The organism is Pantoea sp. PNA 14-12 (genome assembly GCF_004364735.1).
GTDB classification, from domain to species: Bacteria; Pseudomonadota; Gammaproteobacteria; order Enterobacterales; family Enterobacteriaceae; genus Pantoea; species Pantoea stewartii.
Genome location: NZ_SOAJ01000001.1, coordinates 177563 through 196501 on the forward strand (window position 1 = coordinate 177563; position 18939 = coordinate 196501).

The following is an 18939-nucleotide window of genomic DNA, read 5'->3' on the forward strand; positions in this document are numbered from 1 at the left end:
TTGGTACATAATGAAAAGTTTAAGTCATAGCCAGGTTAAGTTACTTGAGAAGTTTAAACGCGAACTTGATAATGATGAGTTGGCTGAACTTCTTGTCAGATATAAGGATTATGAAGCGAAAACTTCATTTGCGGAAATAAGAGTCATTGCTTATGTGGCATCTTATTTTAAACAGTTAACCTTTTCAACCGATTCAATTAATAATAAAAAACTAACTCATGTCTACGGGCAGTATAAAAATGGAGAATATATCATAGTTTTTGATTTACAATATAAAATTCAAAAACCTAAGGGGGCCCCTTACTCTGTGGATGTCCTGCTGAAGATGTTAGATAATAAGGACAGAAGTCATGAGTTTATAAAGATTGCATTAGAGTATGATGGTGATGATAGTCATTATAAAGAGTCAGGAATAAAAAAGTCATATAAAAGAGATTTATATGTTCTTGCGGAAACTGGTATATCCACAATTCGTCTAAGCCCTGAGATGGTGAAAGAGGATCCTGAACTTAGAGATCTGGTAAAAAATTTAAAAAAAATCTTCACAAGAAAAATCGATGATTCCATTAAAGAATTTCATTACCATAACAGAAAGCAAGCTTTAATAACCTCTGCCAATATACTCTCAACTAAAATGAATAAAGCACAAACTAATACAAGTGCTAGGTTTATTCAGTGTCATATATGTGAGGGGCAAGGTTACATGGGGAATGATTATTGTCAACCATGTAAAGGAATGACGGTTTTATTAAAAGAAGATGTTCATCTTTATAATATCGATGACTATTTATTATATCCATGTCCTGATTGTATTAATGTCTTTAATTATAATTTAAAAGCTAGGTGTATAATGTGCAGTGGAGCGGGTGAAATATCGAGAGATAAAGCTATTGAAATTGCAAGGAAACGAAATGAAAATTAAATATATTAATTTAAGAAACATAACATTATTAGTTAACTAACAGCGTTAACTTTTCGGTAGTACCAAATACCGTGACGGGAGAGCATAAGAGGCATTGTGCAGCCCTAAGGTGATACACAATTTTTGTACCACTAAGGTTTTGGCGGGAGGCTGTCAGTACTATTTCTGTTAATGATCAATTACTTATGCAGAAATGGGTGGGGGCCCTGCCATCAGCCATTAGTACTAAATTGTGTTGGTTAATCAATTGGTTATAGTGGTAGTGCTACAACAGTACTGTACCACTCTCGATAGTACCGTCCAGCACAAAATCTTGCAAGGGAACGTGTTTCAATAGATTTGTTATTATGTTTATTGATTTTCCTTTTTTATATCCTGCCTGACCGCAAGGTCGCATAAATTTATGCACCACTTAGAAAGTACATGAATACTTCTAAAACAATTTACGAATGTATCAGTAAGTAAGTACAAAGATATTCGCTAAATCATCTAATAATGTACCATTTAAAAAGTACAAAGATAGTGCCTAAATGGTATATGATTTTTTGACTCGAATAGTAATGATATTGTCAAGAAAAAGTTGCAACTATTCCTTGATTGGGGCAATTTTGCCCGTTAACATATAGCCAATCGAACATAAATAGCAGCCGTAGGAGGTTAACCATGAGATGAGTTTTAATTTAGAGGAGTGACAAAATGTCAAAGAAAAACGGTAAAATACAAACCAAAAATAAAATCAGGACTAATAGGAAGTCATTGAACAAATCAGTACGAAAGAAAGAAAAGGTTAATTTCATTCAACTAACATTCTCTCAGTACGAGAATATCCTACTAAGTGATATGACAAGTGCAAGGATCTGTAATTTACTTAAAGTTAATTGCGGGCAAGATTTCATTAGCAATCTACGAAAAAATAAAGTGCCAGAGTATAGTGAATGGTTCAAGAAGGTACGTGGAGTATAACCCCACCAATTTTCTTCTGAAATAAAAAAGCCTGAGTATTAGGAATACATCAGGCCAATATTAATTAACATCTTCCATAGGGGTATTTATCATGGCAAAAAAAGAAAGGATTTATGACAATAAAAAGTTAGAAGAAGCACTAAAACGTGTTACTTACAGTGGCCTAACATCAGAAGCAACTCTAATAATTAACCAGACGATTCAAGAGTGTAAATCATTGGGAAAGTACAAGTTACCTGTCAAAGACGTGTTCTACATTGTACGAAACGCGACAGAACTTTCAAAGGCACAGGTTAAACATTACCTAGCCCTAACTCGTATGGATCAGTCAAAGAACTTCGCAGCAAGTGAATCATCTATCGAGAAGTACAAATTAGCTTGTACCGCCGTTGCTAAAGCACTGGATAAGTTTGTGGACGAGGGAGGTATGCTATGTGGACTAAAGAAAGCATTACCTGGCAAGCCATTGACCGATGAACAGCAGAACGCAGTACAGGAATTATTGGACAGTAAAGCCTCAGCGAAAAATCTAATTGCATATCTACGCACAATTGCTTAACCGTAACTATAACCGTAACAAAAAACTTAAAAATACGGTTATTGTAGCTACTGGTGAATGGTTATGCAGATAAAGGCTGGTAAATCAACGCATTATGCATTTCCTTTCCAATGGAATGAATAACCGTAACTTAATATGATATTACCTTTACCTGATATTTTAAATGTAATTGTCTTACTGATATTCAGTCTCTAAAGAGCCTAACTCGCTTTGCTCGTCAGTCTCTATAAAAACAAATATTAGATCGTAACTTTGCGTTTTTCTCGTCAGTACTCGAAAGAAAGCCAAAGCCCTTACTCGCTCTCGCTCAGACAGATAACAGTACTGACAAATGAACTACTCAAAATTTTTTTGGGTCGGCCTGTGGCCTAAAGTCTTCGTGAGTAACTACGCGGTCGTAAACTCCCTTGTCGGGGTGTTCGGCTGTTAAAGCCTCACAAAATTACTTTCTAAGTACTGGCAAAATAATTGATCAAAGTATTAGTGAGTCGCCCACACAGTCCCACCTGCTAACCGTGTATCGTCCGAACTGAGATTGTTGCATACGATTTACATGATCGTTCATTGCAAGTAGATATATTAATTTGAACTACAGAAGCAGTCTTAGCTTTCTAACTAAGCTGTAAGGTTGCTTATCTGTCACATGAACAATTAAAGGCATTTGGAGTAGTATTAGCAGTACATTCTGTTTAGGGATATTGATTAATATGTACAATTCAGGCAAGGAATATGAAGAACTAGTACGAGATATTCAGCGGTCACTTATTGCAGCCGAGAACATACCAAGCTTAAGTAACATTAATATTGAGAAAAATAAAAAGATAAAAGATCGTTCGGGTATTGAAAGGGAATTTGATATCTATTGGGAATTTGAGTTAGGAGGGGGTATCTATAGATCAGTGATAGAATATAAAGATTATTCAACACCAGTTTCTATTGAAAAAATTGATGCGTATATTGGTAAAACTTCGGATATCCCAGGTCTTAAGCTAATTTATGCAACACGGACAGGTTATCAGAGTGGTGCAAAGATAAAAGCTGAACAGCACAATATACAGTTGCTTGTTATACGTGGTCAGCAAGAGTCCGATTGGATTACTGAAGATGGTCAGCCATTGTTAAAAACAATTCATATGAATATAATTGCACGGACATTACCAGAAATTGTAAACTTTAATGTAAAAGTAGATGGTGCATGGTTTAAATCTCAGAATGACTATACAGAAGATGATTTCCAGGATGTTTAAAGGAAAAATGAATAATGAGGTTTTCATCAATGATATACAAAATAGCATTAAATATACCATTCATGATATACCTAGTAGGATTTTTAGTTCGAGTGAAGATCTGAAATATGGCCCAGGTGAATATTTAGAAAAATTCAATGATGGTTGGCTAGAGGATTCAGATAGTAAGGTACGATTTAAAATTACAGAATACCATTGCGATTACGATTATCGGGAACCTATAGCTAGTACATCCATTATAGATTTTTCAGAACAAATTAAAGCTATAGTCGAGGATTTTCAATCGGGGAAGAAAAAATTGGTTATGAATGATGGTAGTGTTAAATAGTGTTGGAATAAGATACTTTTAATACTTCACCATTAGAGAACCAAAAGATGAGTACTTTAATGAAGCCATTGTAAATCCGTATATTGAAGTATTAATTATAGTGGTGAAGATTCTCCACCGCTTGTTGAACGATGTGAACTCTAATTAGAGAAATGGAAAAGATTATTCATGTCCTTTTTAAGTGTTTCATGTGTGTTAATTAAACCTTTAAAAGTGTCAACTAATACTTTTCCATAGTTCATGTTGTAATGATATCGCTCAGATATATCATTTATATCAAAATTTATTGTTTCCTTTAAAGTGCTCAGAGCCATTTGATTGCTGATAAAATAATTTTCAAAAATGGTTGCATCCTTTGGTGATACCTTCCAAAAAGTAAGCGATTGCAACTCATTTTTTAATGAAGTTAGCTTTATTTGTAGTTGATCGATAACTTCTTTTTCTGTCCTCACTAAGTAAGCGAAGTCTTTTGGCTCAAAATCAGGATCTGTATTGTTGAGATTGCGTACATTTTCATATGTTTTCAACATTTCTAACGAAAAAATATCGCAGTTAGTCCAGAACTTAGTAACTTGATTTAATGCATTTTCCTTTATTTTAGTTTGAAACCAATTTTTAGCGTTCCATGCTGCATAAAGGGCTGCCCCTGCCATAATTAGATTGGCGATAGAACTAACCCAATCACTAACAGATCCCCATTCTAATTGGCTACCTCCATGAAAAAGTACTTTAACCAACACCAATATTGCTACCCATAGAAGTACGATAACTGTGGATGCAAGAATTCTGTTTGTGATTTTAATATTCACATGAAGTACTCGAAACTCAACCAATAATGATGGATGTTAACATTTGGGAAAGTGAATCGTAAATATTAATTTTCTGTACCCTTCAATGCTGCTTAAACTTAGGTTTAGTTATACTTATGGTGTTGATAATGATCACAAATTATATGAGAAAATCGCTCGTTCTCCTGAGATCCGGATAACATAAGGCATTACATATCAGCATCATACAACAAAGGATTAGAAATGAACCGGAAGCAATTCATCAAGTCACATGGGGCTACTTGCAGTAACTGGACGTGGAGTTGGTCATTTGTTAACCATGAAAAGAGGATGGTCATCTTTGGGTCATGGGATGTTGAGAGTGAGCATGAGCGATCTGTAATACTCCGTGAGAAATGGGAATACAACTCAAACAATAAAAGACAGCCGGGTTATACACAGGCACTGGAGCACATCCGTTTAGCCCATGAGGGCTATGGATTGTACACCTTCAACATGGTTTTCTCTGAGCACCCAGATAACCCTGAAGTCGCAGTCATCAAGGATTTTGAACGTAAGCTACACAAACGTTATCTCCGGAAAGAAGGGGATGTATGGTACGCAGATTTCATGCCGAATCCATTCCCTGATGAAATCCCTTCTGGAGAGAGATTTGTTGAAGGAGCTAAGACGCAGGTAACAGTAAACTACTACGAGCGAGATCCTAAAGCCCGTCATGCTTGTATTCAACATCACGGTACTAACTGTAAATGCTGTGGCTTCGATTTTGAGAAGGTCTATGGTACACATGGCCGTGGGTTCATTCATGTACATCACATCAAGCCGCTTCATACGATTGGGGAAAACTATGTGGTCAACCCCGTAACAGATATGATCCCATTATGTCCAAACTGCCATGCAATGGTACATCGTGGAAGCGAAGTACTTCCAATTGCAGACTTGAAAAAGAAAATGACATTCTGGAGCGAGTAAATGGATTTATCACAATTGAGTAACGTCGAATTGATGCAACTGAATCAGTTGACGCTTGATGAGTTAGAACGACGAGAGGTTATCAGAACCAGAAACAATCCTATCAGTGAGTACACTGAATGGCTGGTTGCGGATAAGATGCAAATGGTACTAGCTGCACCTAGTACTAAAGGGTATGACGCTACAACAACGGATGATCGAAAAATTCAAATTAAGTCTCGTAAGAATAATTTAAAAAACAAATCATTAATTCTTGGAATTATCAGAAATTATGATCTGAACCAGTTCGATGAACTCATTGCCGTAATATACAACCATGATTTCTCAATTCGTTATGCTATATCCATACCACATGAATTAGTAAAGGAATATGGTTTTTATAATGAGCACCAGAATGGTTACACTCTCAGAATCAGCAATCTATTACTTAATGATCCACGCGTAACAGACATAATAGAATTTATAGATCCAGACACTGAACGTTCAAAGGAAGAGATCACGGTAAAGCTAGCTTCAAACACTATCCGGGATGTAAAGACAATAGGAATGCAAACATTCGTTGAGTACTATCAATATGTTGAAGGTGATATGGACACAACCGATCTTGTTGAAAGGATGGTAACTGACCATCCAGACTGGAAGGAAAGTACTGCAAGAACAAAGGCATCTTCAATGCGAAGAGTATTCAAGAATGGCGACAACGTTGAAGCACTAAAAATCATCTATAAGTCGAATCACCCAGCAATAACGGATGAGATTAAGAGTAAACTGATAACGCTTTGGGATAAATGAGCCAAGTTTGGGTTATATTTTTGACGCAAAAAGATATAATTTTAGTACTTACACCTTTCGCATTTGGGTAGGTTTGTTTGGGTGATTGGTGGAAGTACTGAAAACGGCAGTTCTTCTGTCCACAAAACCAACCATCTTCATGAGGCCTGGCAATTCATCTTCCCTCGCCAGATAAGCTAACCCTTCCAGTACTGACCAGAGCGAAGCGACTCCGATCCGATTTATCCCCCTCCATGATGGTGTTCCCGACAAAATGCACATGAAGCCCCCCCTGAAAGCGATTTTAGCCAAAGGCAGAAAAATCCCAAGCCATAAGCGATAAAGCGACCTTAGCGGTTTTCTGAGGGTGTTTAAACGGCAGACCCAAACCATACTTCTGGTGTTTCCGAAGTACTGACCAACGTCTGATCGTTTTTACCTATTGATTTGCCTTCAATTAATAGATTTTGATAGATTTAATCGATCGAAAGTTGAATATTGATCGTTTTAATCGATCAATATGTTGCGAAGTGATACTATGATTGCCTTTGATACACAACCTTTGAGGGATTTTATGGTCGGGCTTGTCGTTTTCATCATTTGTGTGATCCTTGCAGTACTTACTTTCAGGAAAGTTTCAAACCATTCTAGAAATAAAGGTCGGGGAAAGTTCCGTACTTTGATTACGTCGTTAGGCATGAGTTTTATTGTCTTTGTCGTTTCGGTAGGCATCGGTTCCGAGATTGTTTCACAAGATAAAAGTACTGATGCAAAGGCTTCAACGTTTGCCAGTACTGAAAAGGCCAAAACCAATGTTTATAAATGCGATAAGTTCGATGCAATAATACAAACTCGACAGGGAACAAAAAGCGATTCAGGTTACTATTCAGATAAAGGAATTTTAATTTATTATACTATATCCGATAATGAATTAATCAGTCGAATGCCAATTCCCGGCGATAAAGATAGTGTGTATACTGCTAAATTCAACAAGATTGCAGCAGATGGTTCAAGGAAGTATGGAAATGCGGCAAGTAATTATTTTGTATCAGTACTAAATGATAGCACTATAAAAGTAATTGATGTTGAATTTAACCATAATGCAACGATTACACAAATTTGTTCTAAACAATGATTTTATTCAAGGGAAAGAATAGATGAAAAGAGCATTATCGGTACTATTGGCGATAGCTCCATTAACCACAATCGCGGCTACTATTCCTGACGGGAAAACAGAAAAGCCGTTCGTAATTGATGGTGAAGTTATTTGTCTGAAAGGAATTCAGAAGCAAATCACCCCCTATCTCAGTTCATTTGAAGAAGAAAGCGGGGTTAAGTACAAATATGTTGTTAAATCTGGTCTATCGTACAAGGACACTGTAGGGCTACGGTTGCAGATCAACCGCGTGGATTCGGGGTTGGATGTGCATGTAGCCGATCTTGATTACTACTGGCTACAGGAGCGGGGTAGTATGTGTCAGCCAGCGTATATGGTACTTGAGCGTTCTCAATGAGCACGGTGCTAAAAAAGGTCGCGAAAGCGGCCTTTTTTTGGTTATTGGAAGAATCTCGATTTGGTTAATGTTACTGGTCTTAACCTGTTAAATAATCAACCCCCAGCTCTATCATTACAGAACTAGAAAGTTTAAGGGATTACATATACATATTAAAAGTGCAGTGTTTTTTTTCCGGATTAGTTTGTAGCTGAACTGCTTGGTGTAATCAAACATCAGTATATTAAAACTCAGGATCACTAGAGATGATTACTCAAGATGTTGCACAACCTGTAATGAGCACAGATCACAAGCTGCTAGGAGTGGAAGTACTGACTAGATTTCAGACAGATGGGCTAAACTTGCTCAGGTCAACATCTGCTGAAATAATGCAGGGTTGGACTATCCACGAAAGACGAGTCTATCTTATTGATATAAGATATTTTATTACTAATGAAGGAGGGTTTTTCATTGATAATAAACTCTTTTGCTCTATCAATATCTATTTCAGTACTGTATTGTTTTTGAAACATGATGCTTACGTTCATACTTTAATAAAATCAATATCACATGTTAACTTTTTATTCAGAGGATAGTGAAAAAATTAGGGGATGGAAATCCATCTTGAATTGAAATCACTTTCATATAGTAATAATGCTTTTTTACTTAACCATCTAAGCGTTGAGGGGGATATGTGAAAATTGGTGCTAGTACATTTTTTGAACGAGGCGTAACATTTAAAACTTATAATAATAATAAGGGAGCGTGCTCCCTTTTTATTACCAAGATGGCATTTTGAACAGTAAGCCACTATCACCGTTATCATGTAATTTAAGAACGATTTCCTCGTCATTAAATGAAAAGCCTTCAGGTAGATCTGAATCAATTACAGTAAGAATGTATTGGGTGCCATATAAAAGAGGTATTAAACGTACATATTTTAAAAACTCAATTTTTTTACGGCTATCGAGTGTTTCTAAGCCGCCGTCATGGTAGATAAAGCGAATGAAATTTTTATTAGAATATGCAAGATTAACAGCTAAATCATATCCCATACAAAGAATTTTTTTGTAGCTACAACCATCAGACTCGCTAGTAAAGTTGAAGTCTCCATTAACAAAGCCAGCATGAAATACAAGATTGCCCTCACTGTTTTGCTCTGTCGATATGCGGCCATCTTTATCAAGAACAAGTTTAACGAAGTTGGCGAAATTCTCCTTGATACAATTGTAAATTGAGGTTTCTGAATGTATTACAGATTCGCGATTTAATCTTATTTTTTCAATGACTTCATTCTTTTTATTACTCAATGATCTAGACTCGCTCTTTTTAATTTTTATTTGCTCACTGATTTCTAATTTTCTACGAATAGAATGAATCTCGGAGTTAATAATTACCAAGCGAGTTGAGACTTCTTTGTATTTTTCAAATGTATTTGTGCTAGTTAAGAATGAAACGCGTTTAGATTTTTGAGTGTTTAGTTCTGTCAGGCGTGAAGAAATTTCAATTAATTGCTGCTCTAAATCGAGAGTTTGTTGTTTAACAAAACCAGTTCGTTCGACTGTTATTTTCCTATTGAATTCAACAAGTTGCTCGTAAGACTTCTTGATTTGCTCACCGAACATTATTCCAGCCTCATTGAAAAGCTGTTCAGTTTTACTCAAGTTGAACGTTGTTGGTTGTTTTGATTCTGCTCTGCGTAATTTTTTTAAATTGGTGGTGAGGTAGTAGCGAATACGGTTAAGTTCTTCTATCTCACTATCAATGTTTTCTGACAATTCTTCTACAGCTTTTGTATCTGACTCATCGAAATTAAATGAATCGAGTTGTTCATTGATTGCCTGTGCATCTTGAAGTTTAAGAGCTAAAGCATCTTTGAGCATCTCTTCTTCGTCACCTTGGTATAATCCAATTTCTTTCTGCAACTCATCTAATTTCTCAGCGATTTTATCTATGCAATTTTTTAACTCATAGTTTTTTATAAGATTTTCAGCATCAAATCCAAGTAAATGGCCAATGTATGGTTTCCAAGATATATGCTTTTGACCAAATTTTTTTAATTGAAAGATATCATTAAAATCGTCTTGACGTCTTAGAGCATAGCTAATAGCCATGCGATAGTCCCATGGGGAAATAGAAGTAAGATTAAGTATACTATCGAGTAGCAATTTTGCTTTGTCGAAAGTTAATTTTTTATAATCCCATTCAGCATCAGATAAATGAGTGAAGTTTTGATCATTATAATCATGACGTTTTATGTATATTTTTGTGTTATCTGAAACTGATCGACGTATTGTTATATATTTTCCATCATTGAGTTTAACTTCAAAATAGAATACGAATTCAGAAAATCGCTCAAAATGCTTAAATAAAAACATTTCTTTGGTTCTTTTTTTTAAAAAACCGAAATCGATAAGATCAGCTAACTTGCTTTTACCTAAGTTATGAGAGTCCTTATCTTTGTCATTATGGAGTTGAATTTCTCCTAAGATGACATTAAAGCCGTCATTGAATTTAATTGGCTCAAAAATTTTAGGTATATTAGAATAAATTTTTGAAATTTTCATGAGCCGGTATACTCTATGAGGTCATTTTTAGGATGATACTCAACTAAGCCAAGAATAAATAAAAGCTCTAGCGACGGCTCTAGCAGAGCAACCGCATTTTTGTTGTTTTCCATCAATGCTAATCTCAATTCTGTAATCTTCTCAAATTGATTTTTCTTAAGTTCTTTGAGCAAGAATGTTGACGTAGCCATTATAGTCAAGTCTGGGTCTGCATTTTTATTTGGTTTAAGTAACATTGTTTTCACCAATATCACATTTGTAATACATGTAATAAATCATGGTTCGTGTAAGTATTTTATTTCGTTTACAGTCATTATCTCTATTAATTATTAGCTCTATTGTATTTTCAATGACTTGATCAAACAGATGATTATCATGTTTATATATACAGATTTTTGCATGTAGTTCTTCTGCCGTCTCAACATATTTTTGTTGATACTCTTCATTCTCCGGCATTGACAGAAAATCTTCGATTTCATAAAAATCCCCCATCTTTTTTAGGATAGCCTGTGCATAGCTATTGGTGAGGTTATTAAGTTCATTTTTATTTTCGAAATCAGTACGCTGAAGGTTTGGCTCAATATTCTTTTTCTTTATATCAGGTAAGGCATCTTTGATAGAGATAATAATGTCAGCTAGATCATCTGGTTGAATGTTCAAAGGAACATCATATGGATTCAAATCGACTGCATCTGCAATATGTGGAAATCGTTTGAAGTAATTCCCCATAGCCTCTATACCCATCAATCCAATACTTTCTTTAGCTAGTCCAGTTTCATCACACAGATAATTTTTGATTTTTTCGTTGGCATTTGCAGGTAGTTTTCGATTAGAAAAAATTATGTAATTGTTTATGCCATCATTATGAATTAGCTTTTTGATCTTCTTTGCTTCGACTGTAATAGTTGCCGATTCAGATTCGGGATTAAAAAAGTCAGGATCATTGAATTTATTATTATAACTGATGGTATGTTTTGCTTGGATAATAGTAAGTCCATCCCAAGGTCGATTCATAGATGGATACAATTGAGCTAAACCTTCAAATCGTGAGTCGCGTCCACCGTCAGGACCATCCGAAAATGTTTCGGCCCCCATTCCAAAGAGTTCATAGCATAGAAGAATGACAAGATGTTCAAACTGTGTTGGAGAAAGGTCTGAATAGTTATAGTTCATCTTTTAATGTCCGTATCATTATGAATTAATTCTCCTATTGGCTCATGTGTATATCAACAAAAACTTCATTCAACAAGGGGGGTGTACAAATAAAAAGCTTATTTTGGTCGAAAAGCACACAAAAAAATGACTGTTAAAAGTAGCTGGTGATTAGGCTTTCCAGTGAAACTAAGCATTCATTCTCATCACTAAACGGATTGTAAGGCTGATCCCTTAGTAAAACTGACCAGTTCTGAAGTGAGGTGAAGTCGAGCTTGGGATTCCTCCCACATTGCTTACTAGCAGTTGTATTAAATATTCAGGTCATGCCATAGACATCCTCTGAGCAATGGTACTCTTTATGTATACCTCAAGCAGACCTGCATGAATCTTCATTTAAATTGGTTCATTAAATATATTTTACAACTTAAAACAGACTGAATATAATGAACCATATAAAACAGACTAATGGTGATCATCATGCGTGTATGGGCATATCTAAGAGCATCGACGAAAGAACAAGATGCTGATAGGGCATTGAACGAGTTAGAGGCATTTGCTCATTTACATGATCTGAAAGTATCAAAGTATTTTAAAGAAAATGAATCTGGTGCAAGCTTACAGCGGCCAGAATTGTTTTTTCTCTTAGAAATTGCAGAACGCGGCGACATTCTCCTTTGCGAACAGATAGATCGCATAAGCAGACTTACTTCAGAGGACTGGAAAACCCTAAGAGCACTCATCGAAGCCAAGGGGATAAGGGTTGTGTCGTTAGATTTACCTACGAGCCATCAGCTTTTGCATGTTCAGGATGAGTTTACCGCTCGTATGTTTGAAGCTATGAATTCTATGATGCTCGATATGTTGGCGGCAATTAGCCGCAAGGATTATGAAGATCGCCGCAGACGACAAAAGCAGGGGATTGAAAAGGCCAAAAGTGAGAAAAAGTATCGTGGTCGTCCAGTAGATGAAAACTTGCATCATAAAGTACAAGAACTACTGTCTGACGGTAAAAGCTGGAGCAAAATTCAGGCTTTGATTGGTTGCTCAAGAGCCACGATCGCAAAAGTGGCTAAAAATTCATCTCTTACTGAAGGGTAGACGTGAATAAAGGGCAGAGGCTGTCAGAACTACTAAGGTTGTGAACGGATATAGCAGCATAGGGTTTAGGAAGGAGATTTACAGTTTCATAGGGAAAGAATCCTTTTGATATCTATGCAGGTTTTTGTGATAAGAATCAAAGCGAAACGCAATATATAGTATTGAATGGTTATTGATGAAACTATATGTTGATATTTCCATGGAAATCGAGGGTTCGATTATGGGTAAAGATCAGCATGTTGTTCCTCATGATGGAGGTTGGGCCGTTAAGGGAGCTGGAAACAGTAAGGCGACTTCAGTTCATTCAACAAAGCAATCTGCAGTGGATGCTGCAAGAGCGATTGCTACGAATCAAAAGAGTGAGCTTGTGATCCATAACAAGCATGGCAAGATCGCGAACAAAGATTCGCATGGTAACGATCCTTATCCGCCGAAAGATAAGAAGTAGGCGAAGAAGGGGGCCTTCATTGCCCCCTTTACATCTTATCTAAAAAGGGTCATGCAAGTGTAACGCCGCTTCGTTTGATACCTTAACCCATATCTCATTCGATGCCGTTAAAAATGTTAAATTTTTAATAAATTAGCTTGCTATCTATACCAAACAGTTATGGTATTTTTGGGTAGATATTATCTGGTCAGGAAATCTTGATGATAAACAAACTTTGCTATGAGTTTTTCCGGGAGTTTGCACGCTATGAGTACTGTCTCAAAGCTGCCGGATTTTTATGCGATAAAAGAGTTGCTCAAGTAAATTGGGATAGATATGCCATGGAGGTTACTCCTGTGTTTGATTCGCCGGAAGACACTGCTCTTAAAGCTGCAATCGAATATTTCTTAGAATTTCCGCCTAAAAAACAGATTGTTAAAGACGGCATGCTTGCATGGGATAACACTCCTCTTGAAGAAAAAATCATAGCTAAAAAAATTTTAATCCTTATCCGTCGTGTTAGGAACAATCTCTTTCATGGTGGTAAATTCAATGGCGAATGGTTTGAACCAGAACGTAGTGAGGTACTAATGCGACATGGGCTTACTATCATGGAAGCTTGCAGAAAAAGTCATCCCACGGTGGATGAAGCATACACTGGTATCGTACCTTAACGATACTTTGCCCACGCAATCTACGCTTTCACTTTCTCCAACAATTAGAGTTCACTACTCACATATCTAAACAACATTGCAAACTTTAACGCTCCCTGGCTTTCATCACACTTAGTCGACGCTTACTCTTTTTTACAAAATTATTCCTCCTGAGTTTACACAAGAACGTTAACTTGCAAGATTTTGTGCTGGACGGTACTATCGAGAGTGGTACAGTACTGTTGTAGCACTACCACTATAACCAATTGATTAACCAACACAATTTAGTACTAATGGCTGATGGCAGGGCCTCCACCATTTTGTCTCCACCCGATTCCTCTTTTGTCACTCGCTTTATTTGACACGCCTCTTTCTTCGCAGGCAGGCAAAGCTCGCCTGGGCCGATCCATTGCCGGCAGGCGAGTCGAACAGAAACGGGCGGGTTAAATCAGATTAAACGTAACGCAAAAATTAACTTAGCGTACAAATTTCCATACTGACACGGGGACTTTGTCATACAGTTTGTTCATCGTCAGTTCAGCCAGGCGGTGATCGGCTGCGGAGTAAAATACGGCTAATTCATCATCGGACAATTCATACTTATTTTTCTCAATCACTCTTTCGAGCGTGTCAATTGACCGACAACGTCTCAGTCGCATCAAATAATCAGTTTTAGTCAGGGTTTTGTTCATAAATAAACCGTTCTCACGTCAGTACTATAATGAATGGCTTGGCTGTTGAAGATAAGCGCACTCTTCTTGAAACAGATTAAATAAACGTTTTGCTGAACGTTGCCAGCGCTGCAGATCCTGAGTGTTAACGCTATAGTTGCTAAATAGCATAAAAGTATCATCAAGATATTCATCGATTTGGGTAATCAGCGCTTCGTCTTCTGCATGCTTAATTTTGTAATTCATGGTGAAAGAGGCGATATGCTCTATCAAATCGTTCAGCTGTAAATTACCATCGGCAGTAGGGTCATTTACCCAGCCATGATGGCTGTCGGTTAATGTTGCCATACTGGCGTCAAACAAACTCTCACACACGTATTTAAGCTGGGCAATATCATGCCGTTTCGGTGAGTATTCGTCCATCTTTTTCCCCTCCGTAGCTAGCAAAGTTACCGCAATGCGGCCAGGTTCGGTGAAGCGGCCAGGAAGTGGTGGTTGGGCTTATAATTAACGGACTGCATTAAGGATAGTGTAAAATCATTAGTTCTGCTCACCTCCATTACTAAATATTACAATTCATCTCCGGGTGAGGGACGGTGATTCTCAATGGGCTCAAACACAAGCGCGGCAGGGCCGATATGAAAACTGACTTGTTCATTTTGCGTAATGGTTTCATTTAAATCCAGACAAGGATTAAATAAATTCCACTGGAAATCGTAAAGTAACTTAAATCTATTCGGTCCGGTCATCTGAACATCAATAACTTTTAAACTGTCTGGTACTAACTGAGCGTTTGCGGAATACCATTGCAAATCGCCAACCAGAGATTCTGTTATTTTGAGAATATTCCGTTCAATGATTGTAGCTAATTTTACGCAATCCGTTTCATTCTGCGCAACATCACATTCAATGCTTACTGACATAGCGTACTCATAATAAATGTCTTCAGACCCATCATTGATGTTCTTTTGTCGCTTTGCAAGTCCCCCTCTTCAGCAATATTGCGCTGTGATGCTCTCATTTAAGCAAGTGATTGATTCACTGCTGCTTCTTATTGGGCCTTATACGGGCAATTTGTGCCCTGGTTTATTTTTTGAAACACATTGCCGTGCCAGTGGGCGGACAACATCGGGTATGATGGTTGTTATGTTATAACATTTTTGGTGTAGTGATGAATCAAAGTGGACTGCTGATGTCACTCGGTGGACGGCTGTTGGTGGCATTGATGTTAATCGCCGTACTGGCGCTGGCGATGTGGTGGGGAATGCAGCCGTGATAACGTTCAGGCATTTGCAGGCAGGTTATCAGGGACGCGCGGTCACGCCCGTTGTGACAACAGAACTGGCGCAGGGCAGTATGACCGCCTTAATCGGTGCCAACGGCAGCGGTAAATCTACCCTGATAAAGACGATCGCCGGATTATTACCCCCGGTAAGCGGGCAGTGTGATGTGCGGATCTCGCGCCGTGAAGTGGGCTGGTTGCCGCAACGTAGCGAACTGGAAACGCGTTTCCCGCTCACCGTGTTTGAGCTGGTTTCTATTGGCTGCTGGCCGCGCTGTGGCTGGTTTGGCGGCATTAACCGGGCACTGCGCAATGAGATAAACGCCGCGCTGGATGCGGTGCAGATGCGTGATTATGCGGATGCTCAGCCCGCGACATTGTCTGGCGGCCAGCTACAGCGTGTCCTGTTTGCCCGGCTCATGCTGCAACGTAGTCGCTTGTGGCTGCTGGATGAGCCTTTTAACGGCATTGACAGCAAAACGGTGGCGTTACTGATGTCAATTCTGCAGCAGCAGCAGCAGGCGGGCACGACGCTGCTGGTCGTGTTGCATGACCGTCCGTTAGTTGAACGTTATTTTACGGATGTGCTGTCAATGGATGAGGGATCGCATCAGCGCAGTGCGGTTGCTATGACGCCGTTACGGAGCATTGCCCCGTGACGCTTATTCAACCTTTTATTGAATTCAGCTTTATGCGCAGGGCGCTGGTGGCCTGTATTGCCCTGGCATTCAGTGCCACCCCGCTGGGCGTCTTTCTCTCCTTACGGCGTATGAGCCTGATCGGTGATGCGTTATCCCATGCCGTACTGCCAGGTGCCGCCATTGGCTATTTAATCTCAGGCTTATCCCTTGTTGCGATGGGCGTGGGTGGGCTGATAGCGGGGCTGGCGGTGGCGTTATTGTCCGGTGCGGTCAGTCGTTATACGCCACTAAAAGAAGATGCGAGTTTTGCCGGCTTCTATCTGGGTTCGCTGGCGCTGGGCGTGACGTTAGTGTCACTGCGTGGCTCCAGCGTGGATCTGCTTCACGTCCTGTTCGGTTCATTGCTGGCGGTGGACAACCCGGCCCTGATCGTGGTGGGCAGCATCGCCGCGTTTACCCTCTTGATGCTGGCGGTGATCTATCGCCCTCTGGTTATTGACGCTTTTGATGCGGATTTTCTGCGTGCGCAAGGTAAATGGAGCGCACCGCTGGTGCACGGTATTTTCCTGACGCTGGTGGTGCTTAACCTGGTGGCGGGTTTTCAGGTGCTGGGCACGCTGATGTCGGTCGGGCTGATGATGTTGCCTGCCGCCAGCGCCCGATTCTGGAGCCGTCATCTGGTACTGATGCTGGGCGCGGCCATGTTGATGGCTGTCCTGTCGGCATTTACGGGGTTAGTCCTTTCCTGGCACTTTTCACTGCCGGCCGGACCGGCGGTGGTGTTGAGTGCCGCAATGTTGTTTTTTCTCTCCATCTTAACAGGGCCGTGCGGTGGCATTCTGCGCCGCCATTAATCAGAGGTAGCGATGAAGATATTACCCATTAGTCTGGCAATCGGTGCATTAGTCGTCAGCCCCTTCACCATGGCGAAAACGATCGATGCGGTGGCGAGTTTTACCGTGCTGGCCGATATCGTCAAACAAATTGGCGGCGATCATGTTCATGTTAAAAGCCTGGTCGGGCCCAATGGCGATCCCCATACTTTTGAACCGACGCCGCAGGACAGCGAAGCGCTGGCAAAAGCCGATGTGGTGTTTGTCAGCGGACTTGGTCTGGAGGGCTGGATGAACCGTCTGGTGACGGCCTCAGGTTATAAAGGGGAGCCCGTAGTGGCCTCGACAGGGATTGAAACCCGCACGATGGAAGAGGATGGCAAAACCATTACCGATCCCCATGCGTGGAACAGCATGTATAACGGCACCATTTATGCCAAAAACGTGATGAATGCGTTAATCAAGGCCGATCCCCAGGACGCTGAAGATATCCGTCAGCGCGGCGAAAAATATATTCAGCAACTGCAAAAGCTGGACGCCTGGGCCAAAACCTCTTTTGCCGCCATTCCGCAGCAAAAACGTAAGGTGCTGACCAGCCATGATGCTTTCGGTTACTTTGGGCAACGCTATGGCGTCACGTTCCTTGCGCCGGTTGGTTTCTCCACCGAAGCGGAAGCCAGCGCCAGCGATGTAGCCAGTTTGATCACCCAACTTAAGCAGGAGCATATCAAAACCTACTTTATGGAAAATCAGACCGATCCCCGTCTGGTGAAACAGATTGCCAGCGCGACAGGCGCGAAGCCGGGTGGTGAGCTTTATCCGGAAGCGCTGTCCACCGCGTCCGGACCGGCGCCGACCTATGAAGCCGCGTTTAAACACAACGTTGACGTGATGCTCAAGAGCATGCGCTAAGCATAAAAAAAGCCGGAATGGCTCGAAAGAGACAGTCCGGCTAAGGTTCACGACACATCAACGTTTTTTCTTTCTTCCCTGCACGGCTTTAAAGCGCGGATTCGTTTTGCAGATGACATAGATACGGCCTTTACGCCGAACGACTTTGCAATCCCGATGGCGACGCTTTGCGCAACGGAGTGAGCTGAGTACCTGCATGTTGCCCTCGCTTATTTCCGACCCAGAAAACGCCCAAAACGCTGATTAAAGCGCGCGGTACTGCCTTCTTTGGCAAAGTCTTTCTGCTTACCGGTGTAAAACACATGAGAGGCCGAGGAGACATCAAGCGTCACATACGGCAGGGTTTCACCTTCAAACTCAACGGTACGGTCGGTTTTGATTGTTGAACCGATTTTGAAAAAGACATCAGCCGAGGTGTCATGGAACACCACGGCACGATAGGAGGGATGAATATTCGCTTTCATACTTCTCACCAATGTAATGTTATAATATAACAATATTATGCGCCGTGGCCGATATGAATGCAACCCTGTAAAACCCAGGGGAAACAGCGGGGCGGCGATGGCGGGCAAACCGTGCAACGGATAGCACGCTGTCGCTGACTGAGAACAGGCGCAGGGCAGACCGTGCTTCAGGCAGACAGGAAAGAACAGATTT

23 protein-coding genes are annotated in these 18939 nt (G+C 39.9%); 14 read left to right on the forward strand and 9 right to left on the reverse strand.

The genetic code is table 11. The features are described from left to right. The first annotated feature begins 10 nt into the window (after nucleotides 1-10). The 4 genes from C7434_RS00895 to C7434_RS22090 all read left to right on the forward strand — a co-directional run bounded on the left by C7434_RS00895 (nucleotide 11) and on the right by C7434_RS22090 (nucleotide 4019). Nucleotides 11-922, forward strand: coding sequence for a hypothetical protein (locus C7434_RS00895; protein WP_133745054.1), 912 nt, complete (start codon nucleotides 11-13; stop codon nucleotides 920-922). Between the two features lie 1054 nt (nucleotides 923-1976). Further along, complete coding sequence (locus C7434_RS00900; protein ID WP_116584277.1) at nucleotides 1977-2444, forward strand: hypothetical protein; 468 nt, start codon at nucleotides 1977-1979, stop codon at nucleotides 2442-2444. Between the two features lie 707 nt (nucleotides 2445-3151). Continuing rightward, the gene (locus tag C7434_RS22085) at nucleotides 3152-3691 is read left to right on the forward strand and encodes a hypothetical protein (RefSeq protein ID WP_226374637.1); all 540 of its coding nucleotides are present in this window, start codon (nucleotides 3152-3154) and stop codon (nucleotides 3689-3691) included. Nucleotides 3692-3698: 7 nt separating this feature from the next. Next, nucleotides 3699-4019 carry a hypothetical protein gene (locus C7434_RS22090; RefSeq protein WP_226374638.1) on the forward strand — a complete coding sequence of 107 codons (321 nt, stop codon included), beginning with the start codon at nucleotides 3699-3701 and terminating at the stop codon, nucleotides 4017-4019. A gap of 140 nt (nucleotides 4020-4159) precedes the next feature. Here C7434_RS22090 and C7434_RS00910 read toward each other — a convergent pair whose 3' ends face one another. Beyond that, nucleotides 4160-4828, reverse strand: coding sequence for a hypothetical protein (locus C7434_RS00910; protein WP_133745055.1), 669 nt, complete (start codon nucleotides 4826-4828; stop codon nucleotides 4160-4162). A gap of 222 nt (nucleotides 4829-5050) precedes the next feature. Here C7434_RS00910 and C7434_RS00915 point away from each other — a divergent pair, with 222 nt between their 5' ends. From C7434_RS00915 to C7434_RS00930, 4 genes are all read left to right on the forward strand, one after another. Continuing rightward, nucleotides 5051-5779 carry an HNH endonuclease gene (locus C7434_RS00915; RefSeq protein ID WP_116584278.1) on the forward strand — a complete coding sequence of 243 codons (729 nt, stop codon included), beginning with the start codon at nucleotides 5051-5053 and terminating at the stop codon, nucleotides 5777-5779. Beyond that, nucleotides 5780-6571, forward strand: a complete 792-nt coding sequence (locus C7434_RS00920; protein ID WP_133745056.1) for a hypothetical protein — start codon at nucleotides 5780-5782, stop codon at nucleotides 6569-6571. Between the two features lie 517 nt (nucleotides 6572-7088). Then, entirely contained in the window at nucleotides 7089-7685 is a 597-nt protein-coding gene (locus C7434_RS00925; protein WP_133745057.1) for a hypothetical protein, read from the forward strand. 22 nt (nucleotides 7686-7707) lie between these two features. Then, complete coding sequence (locus C7434_RS00930; RefSeq protein WP_116584282.1) at nucleotides 7708-8064, forward strand: hypothetical protein; 357 nt, start codon at nucleotides 7708-7710, stop codon at nucleotides 8062-8064. A 758-nt stretch (nucleotides 8065-8822) separates the two neighbouring features. On the opposite strand, the gene C7434_RS00935 is transcribed toward C7434_RS00930, so the two are convergent. From C7434_RS00935 to C7434_RS00945, 3 genes are read right to left on the reverse strand one after another with little or no spacing between them, the layout of a single operon-like run. Then, complete coding sequence (locus tag C7434_RS00935; RefSeq protein WP_133745058.1) at nucleotides 8823-10610, reverse strand: DUF2326 domain-containing protein; 1788 nt, start codon at nucleotides 10608-10610, stop codon at nucleotides 8823-8825. Continuing rightward, nucleotides 10607-10846, reverse strand: a complete 240-nt coding sequence (locus tag C7434_RS00940) for an ABC-three component system middle component 8 (RefSeq protein ID WP_044263712.1) — start codon at nucleotides 10844-10846, stop codon at nucleotides 10607-10609. The genes C7434_RS00935 and C7434_RS00940 overlap by 4 nt, the downstream gene beginning before the upstream one ends. Continuing rightward, nucleotides 10836-11783 (reverse strand): ABC-three component system protein, encoded by a 948-nt coding sequence (locus C7434_RS00945; protein ID WP_133745059.1) that lies wholly within the window; start codon nucleotides 11781-11783, stop codon nucleotides 10836-10838. Before C7434_RS00945 ends, C7434_RS00940 begins: the two co-directional genes overlap by 11 nt. Before the next feature lie 459 nt (nucleotides 11784-12242). Here C7434_RS00945 and C7434_RS00950 point away from each other — a divergent pair, with 459 nt between their 5' ends. The 3 genes from C7434_RS00950 (at nucleotide 12243) to C7434_RS00960 (ending at nucleotide 13964) form a co-directional block, all read left to right on the forward strand. Then, nucleotides 12243-12863 (forward strand): recombinase family protein, encoded by a 621-nt coding sequence (locus C7434_RS00950; protein ID WP_205956238.1) that lies wholly within the window; start codon nucleotides 12243-12245, stop codon nucleotides 12861-12863. A gap of 220 nt (nucleotides 12864-13083) precedes the next feature. Next, nucleotides 13084-13311, forward strand: a complete 228-nt coding sequence (locus C7434_RS00955) for a DUF2188 domain-containing protein (RefSeq protein ID WP_205956239.1) — start codon at nucleotides 13084-13086, stop codon at nucleotides 13309-13311. 200 nt (nucleotides 13312-13511) lie between these two features. Further along, a complete protein-coding gene (locus tag C7434_RS00960) occupies nucleotides 13512-13964 on the forward strand; it encodes a hypothetical protein (protein ID WP_226374639.1) in 453 nt (150 codons plus the stop codon). A gap of 455 nt (nucleotides 13965-14419) precedes the next feature. Here the strand turns inward: C7434_RS00960 and C7434_RS00965 are convergent, their stop codons facing one another. The 3 genes from C7434_RS00965 to C7434_RS00975 form a co-directional block, all read right to left on the reverse strand. Next, complete coding sequence (locus tag C7434_RS00965; RefSeq protein ID WP_006117940.1) at nucleotides 14420-14635, reverse strand: HHA domain-containing protein; 216 nt, start codon at nucleotides 14633-14635, stop codon at nucleotides 14420-14422. Nucleotides 14636-14659: 24 nt separating this feature from the next. Then, nucleotides 14660-15037 (reverse strand): Hha toxicity modulator TomB, encoded by a 378-nt coding sequence (tomB, locus tag C7434_RS00970; protein WP_039338473.1) that lies wholly within the window; start codon nucleotides 15035-15037, stop codon nucleotides 14660-14662. A gap of 146 nt (nucleotides 15038-15183) precedes the next feature. Next, nucleotides 15184-15537: a hypothetical protein gene (locus C7434_RS00975; RefSeq protein WP_033738682.1), complete on the reverse strand. Its 354-nt coding sequence runs from the start codon at nucleotides 15535-15537 to the stop codon at nucleotides 15184-15186. A gap of 349 nt (nucleotides 15538-15886) precedes the next feature. Between C7434_RS00975 and C7434_RS00980 the strand changes: the two genes are divergently transcribed. The 3 genes from C7434_RS00980 to C7434_RS00990 are packed head-to-tail and all read left to right on the forward strand — an operon-like array spanning nucleotide 15887 to nucleotide 18282. Beyond that, complete coding sequence (locus C7434_RS00980) at nucleotides 15887-16555, forward strand: ATP-binding cassette domain-containing protein (protein WP_033738793.1); 669 nt, start codon at nucleotides 15887-15889, stop codon at nucleotides 16553-16555. After that, nucleotides 16552-17391, forward strand: coding sequence for a metal ABC transporter permease (locus C7434_RS00985; RefSeq protein ID WP_006117933.1), 840 nt, complete (start codon nucleotides 16552-16554; stop codon nucleotides 17389-17391). The genes C7434_RS00980 and C7434_RS00985 overlap by 4 nt, the downstream gene beginning before the upstream one ends. Before the next feature lie 12 nt (nucleotides 17392-17403). Then, on the forward strand, nucleotides 17404-18282 hold the full coding sequence (locus C7434_RS00990; RefSeq protein ID WP_033738684.1) for a metal ABC transporter substrate-binding protein: 879 nt from the start codon (nucleotides 17404-17406) through the stop codon (nucleotides 18280-18282). Nucleotides 18283-18339: 57 nt separating this feature from the next. On the opposite strand, the gene ykgO is transcribed toward C7434_RS00990, so the two are convergent. Together ykgO and C7434_RS01000 are read right to left on the reverse strand one after the other, a co-directional pair. Further along, nucleotides 18340-18480, reverse strand: a complete 141-nt coding sequence (gene ykgO / locus C7434_RS00995; RefSeq protein ID WP_006117931.1) for a type B 50S ribosomal protein L36 — start codon at nucleotides 18478-18480, stop codon at nucleotides 18340-18342. 11 nt (nucleotides 18481-18491) lie between these two features. Then, complete coding sequence (locus C7434_RS01000) at nucleotides 18492-18746, reverse strand: type B 50S ribosomal protein L31 (protein ID WP_033738687.1); 255 nt, start codon at nucleotides 18744-18746, stop codon at nucleotides 18492-18494. Nucleotides 18747-18939 lie beyond the last annotated feature (193 nt).

Coding starts and splice junctions, on each gene's coding strand:
- C7434_RS00895 (WP_133745054.1), top strand. CDS start 11: ATGAAAAGTTTAAGTCATAGCCAGGTTAAGTTACTTGAGAAGTTTAAA.
- C7434_RS00900 (WP_116584277.1), top strand. CDS start 1,977: ATGGCAAAAAAAGAAAGGATTTATGACAATAAAAAGTTAGAAGAAGCA.
- C7434_RS22085 (WP_226374637.1), top strand. CDS start 3,152: ATGTACAATTCAGGCAAGGAATATGAAGAACTAGTACGAGATATTCAG.
- C7434_RS22090 (WP_226374638.1), top strand. CDS start 3,699: ATGAATAATGAGGTTTTCATCAATGATATACAAAATAGCATTAAATAT.
- C7434_RS00915 (WP_116584278.1), top strand. CDS start 5,051: ATGAACCGGAAGCAATTCATCAAGTCACATGGGGCTACTTGCAGTAAC.
- C7434_RS00920 (WP_133745056.1), top strand. CDS start 5,780: ATGGATTTATCACAATTGAGTAACGTCGAATTGATGCAACTGAATCAG.
- C7434_RS00925 (WP_133745057.1), top strand. CDS start 7,089: ATGATTGCCTTTGATACACAACCTTTGAGGGATTTTATGGTCGGGCTT.
- C7434_RS00930 (WP_116584282.1), top strand. CDS start 7,708: ATGAAAAGAGCATTATCGGTACTATTGGCGATAGCTCCATTAACCACA.
- C7434_RS00935 (WP_133745058.1), bottom strand. CDS start 10,610: ATGAAAATTTCAAAAATTTATTCTAATATACCTAAAATTTTTGAGCCA.
- C7434_RS00940 (WP_044263712.1), bottom strand. CDS start 10,846: ATGTTACTTAAACCAAATAAAAATGCAGACCCAGACTTGACTATAATG.
- C7434_RS00945 (WP_133745059.1), bottom strand. CDS start 11,783: ATGAACTATAACTATTCAGACCTTTCTCCAACACAGTTTGAACATCTT.
- C7434_RS00950 (WP_205956238.1), top strand. CDS start 12,243: ATGCGTGTATGGGCATATCTAAGAGCATCGACGAAAGAACAAGATGCT.
- C7434_RS00955 (WP_205956239.1), top strand. CDS start 13,084: ATGGGTAAAGATCAGCATGTTGTTCCTCATGATGGAGGTTGGGCCGTT.
- C7434_RS00960 (WP_226374639.1), top strand. CDS start 13,512: ATGATAAACAAACTTTGCTATGAGTTTTTCCGGGAGTTTGCACGCTAT.
- C7434_RS00965 (WP_006117940.1), bottom strand. CDS start 14,635: ATGAACAAAACCCTGACTAAAACTGATTATTTGATGCGACTGAGACGT.
- tomB (WP_039338473.1), bottom strand. CDS start 15,037: ATGGACGAATACTCACCGAAACGGCATGATATTGCCCAGCTTAAATAC.
- C7434_RS00975 (WP_033738682.1), bottom strand. CDS start 15,537: ATGTCAGTAAGCATTGAATGTGATGTTGCGCAGAATGAAACGGATTGC.
- C7434_RS00990 (WP_033738684.1), top strand. CDS start 17,404: ATGAAGATATTACCCATTAGTCTGGCAATCGGTGCATTAGTCGTCAGC.
- ykgO (WP_006117931.1), bottom strand. CDS start 18,480: ATGCAGGTACTCAGCTCACTCCGTTGCGCAAAGCGTCGCCATCGGGAT.
- C7434_RS01000 (WP_033738687.1), bottom strand. CDS start 18,746: ATGAAAGCGAATATTCATCCCTCCTATCGTGCCGTGGTGTTCCATGAC.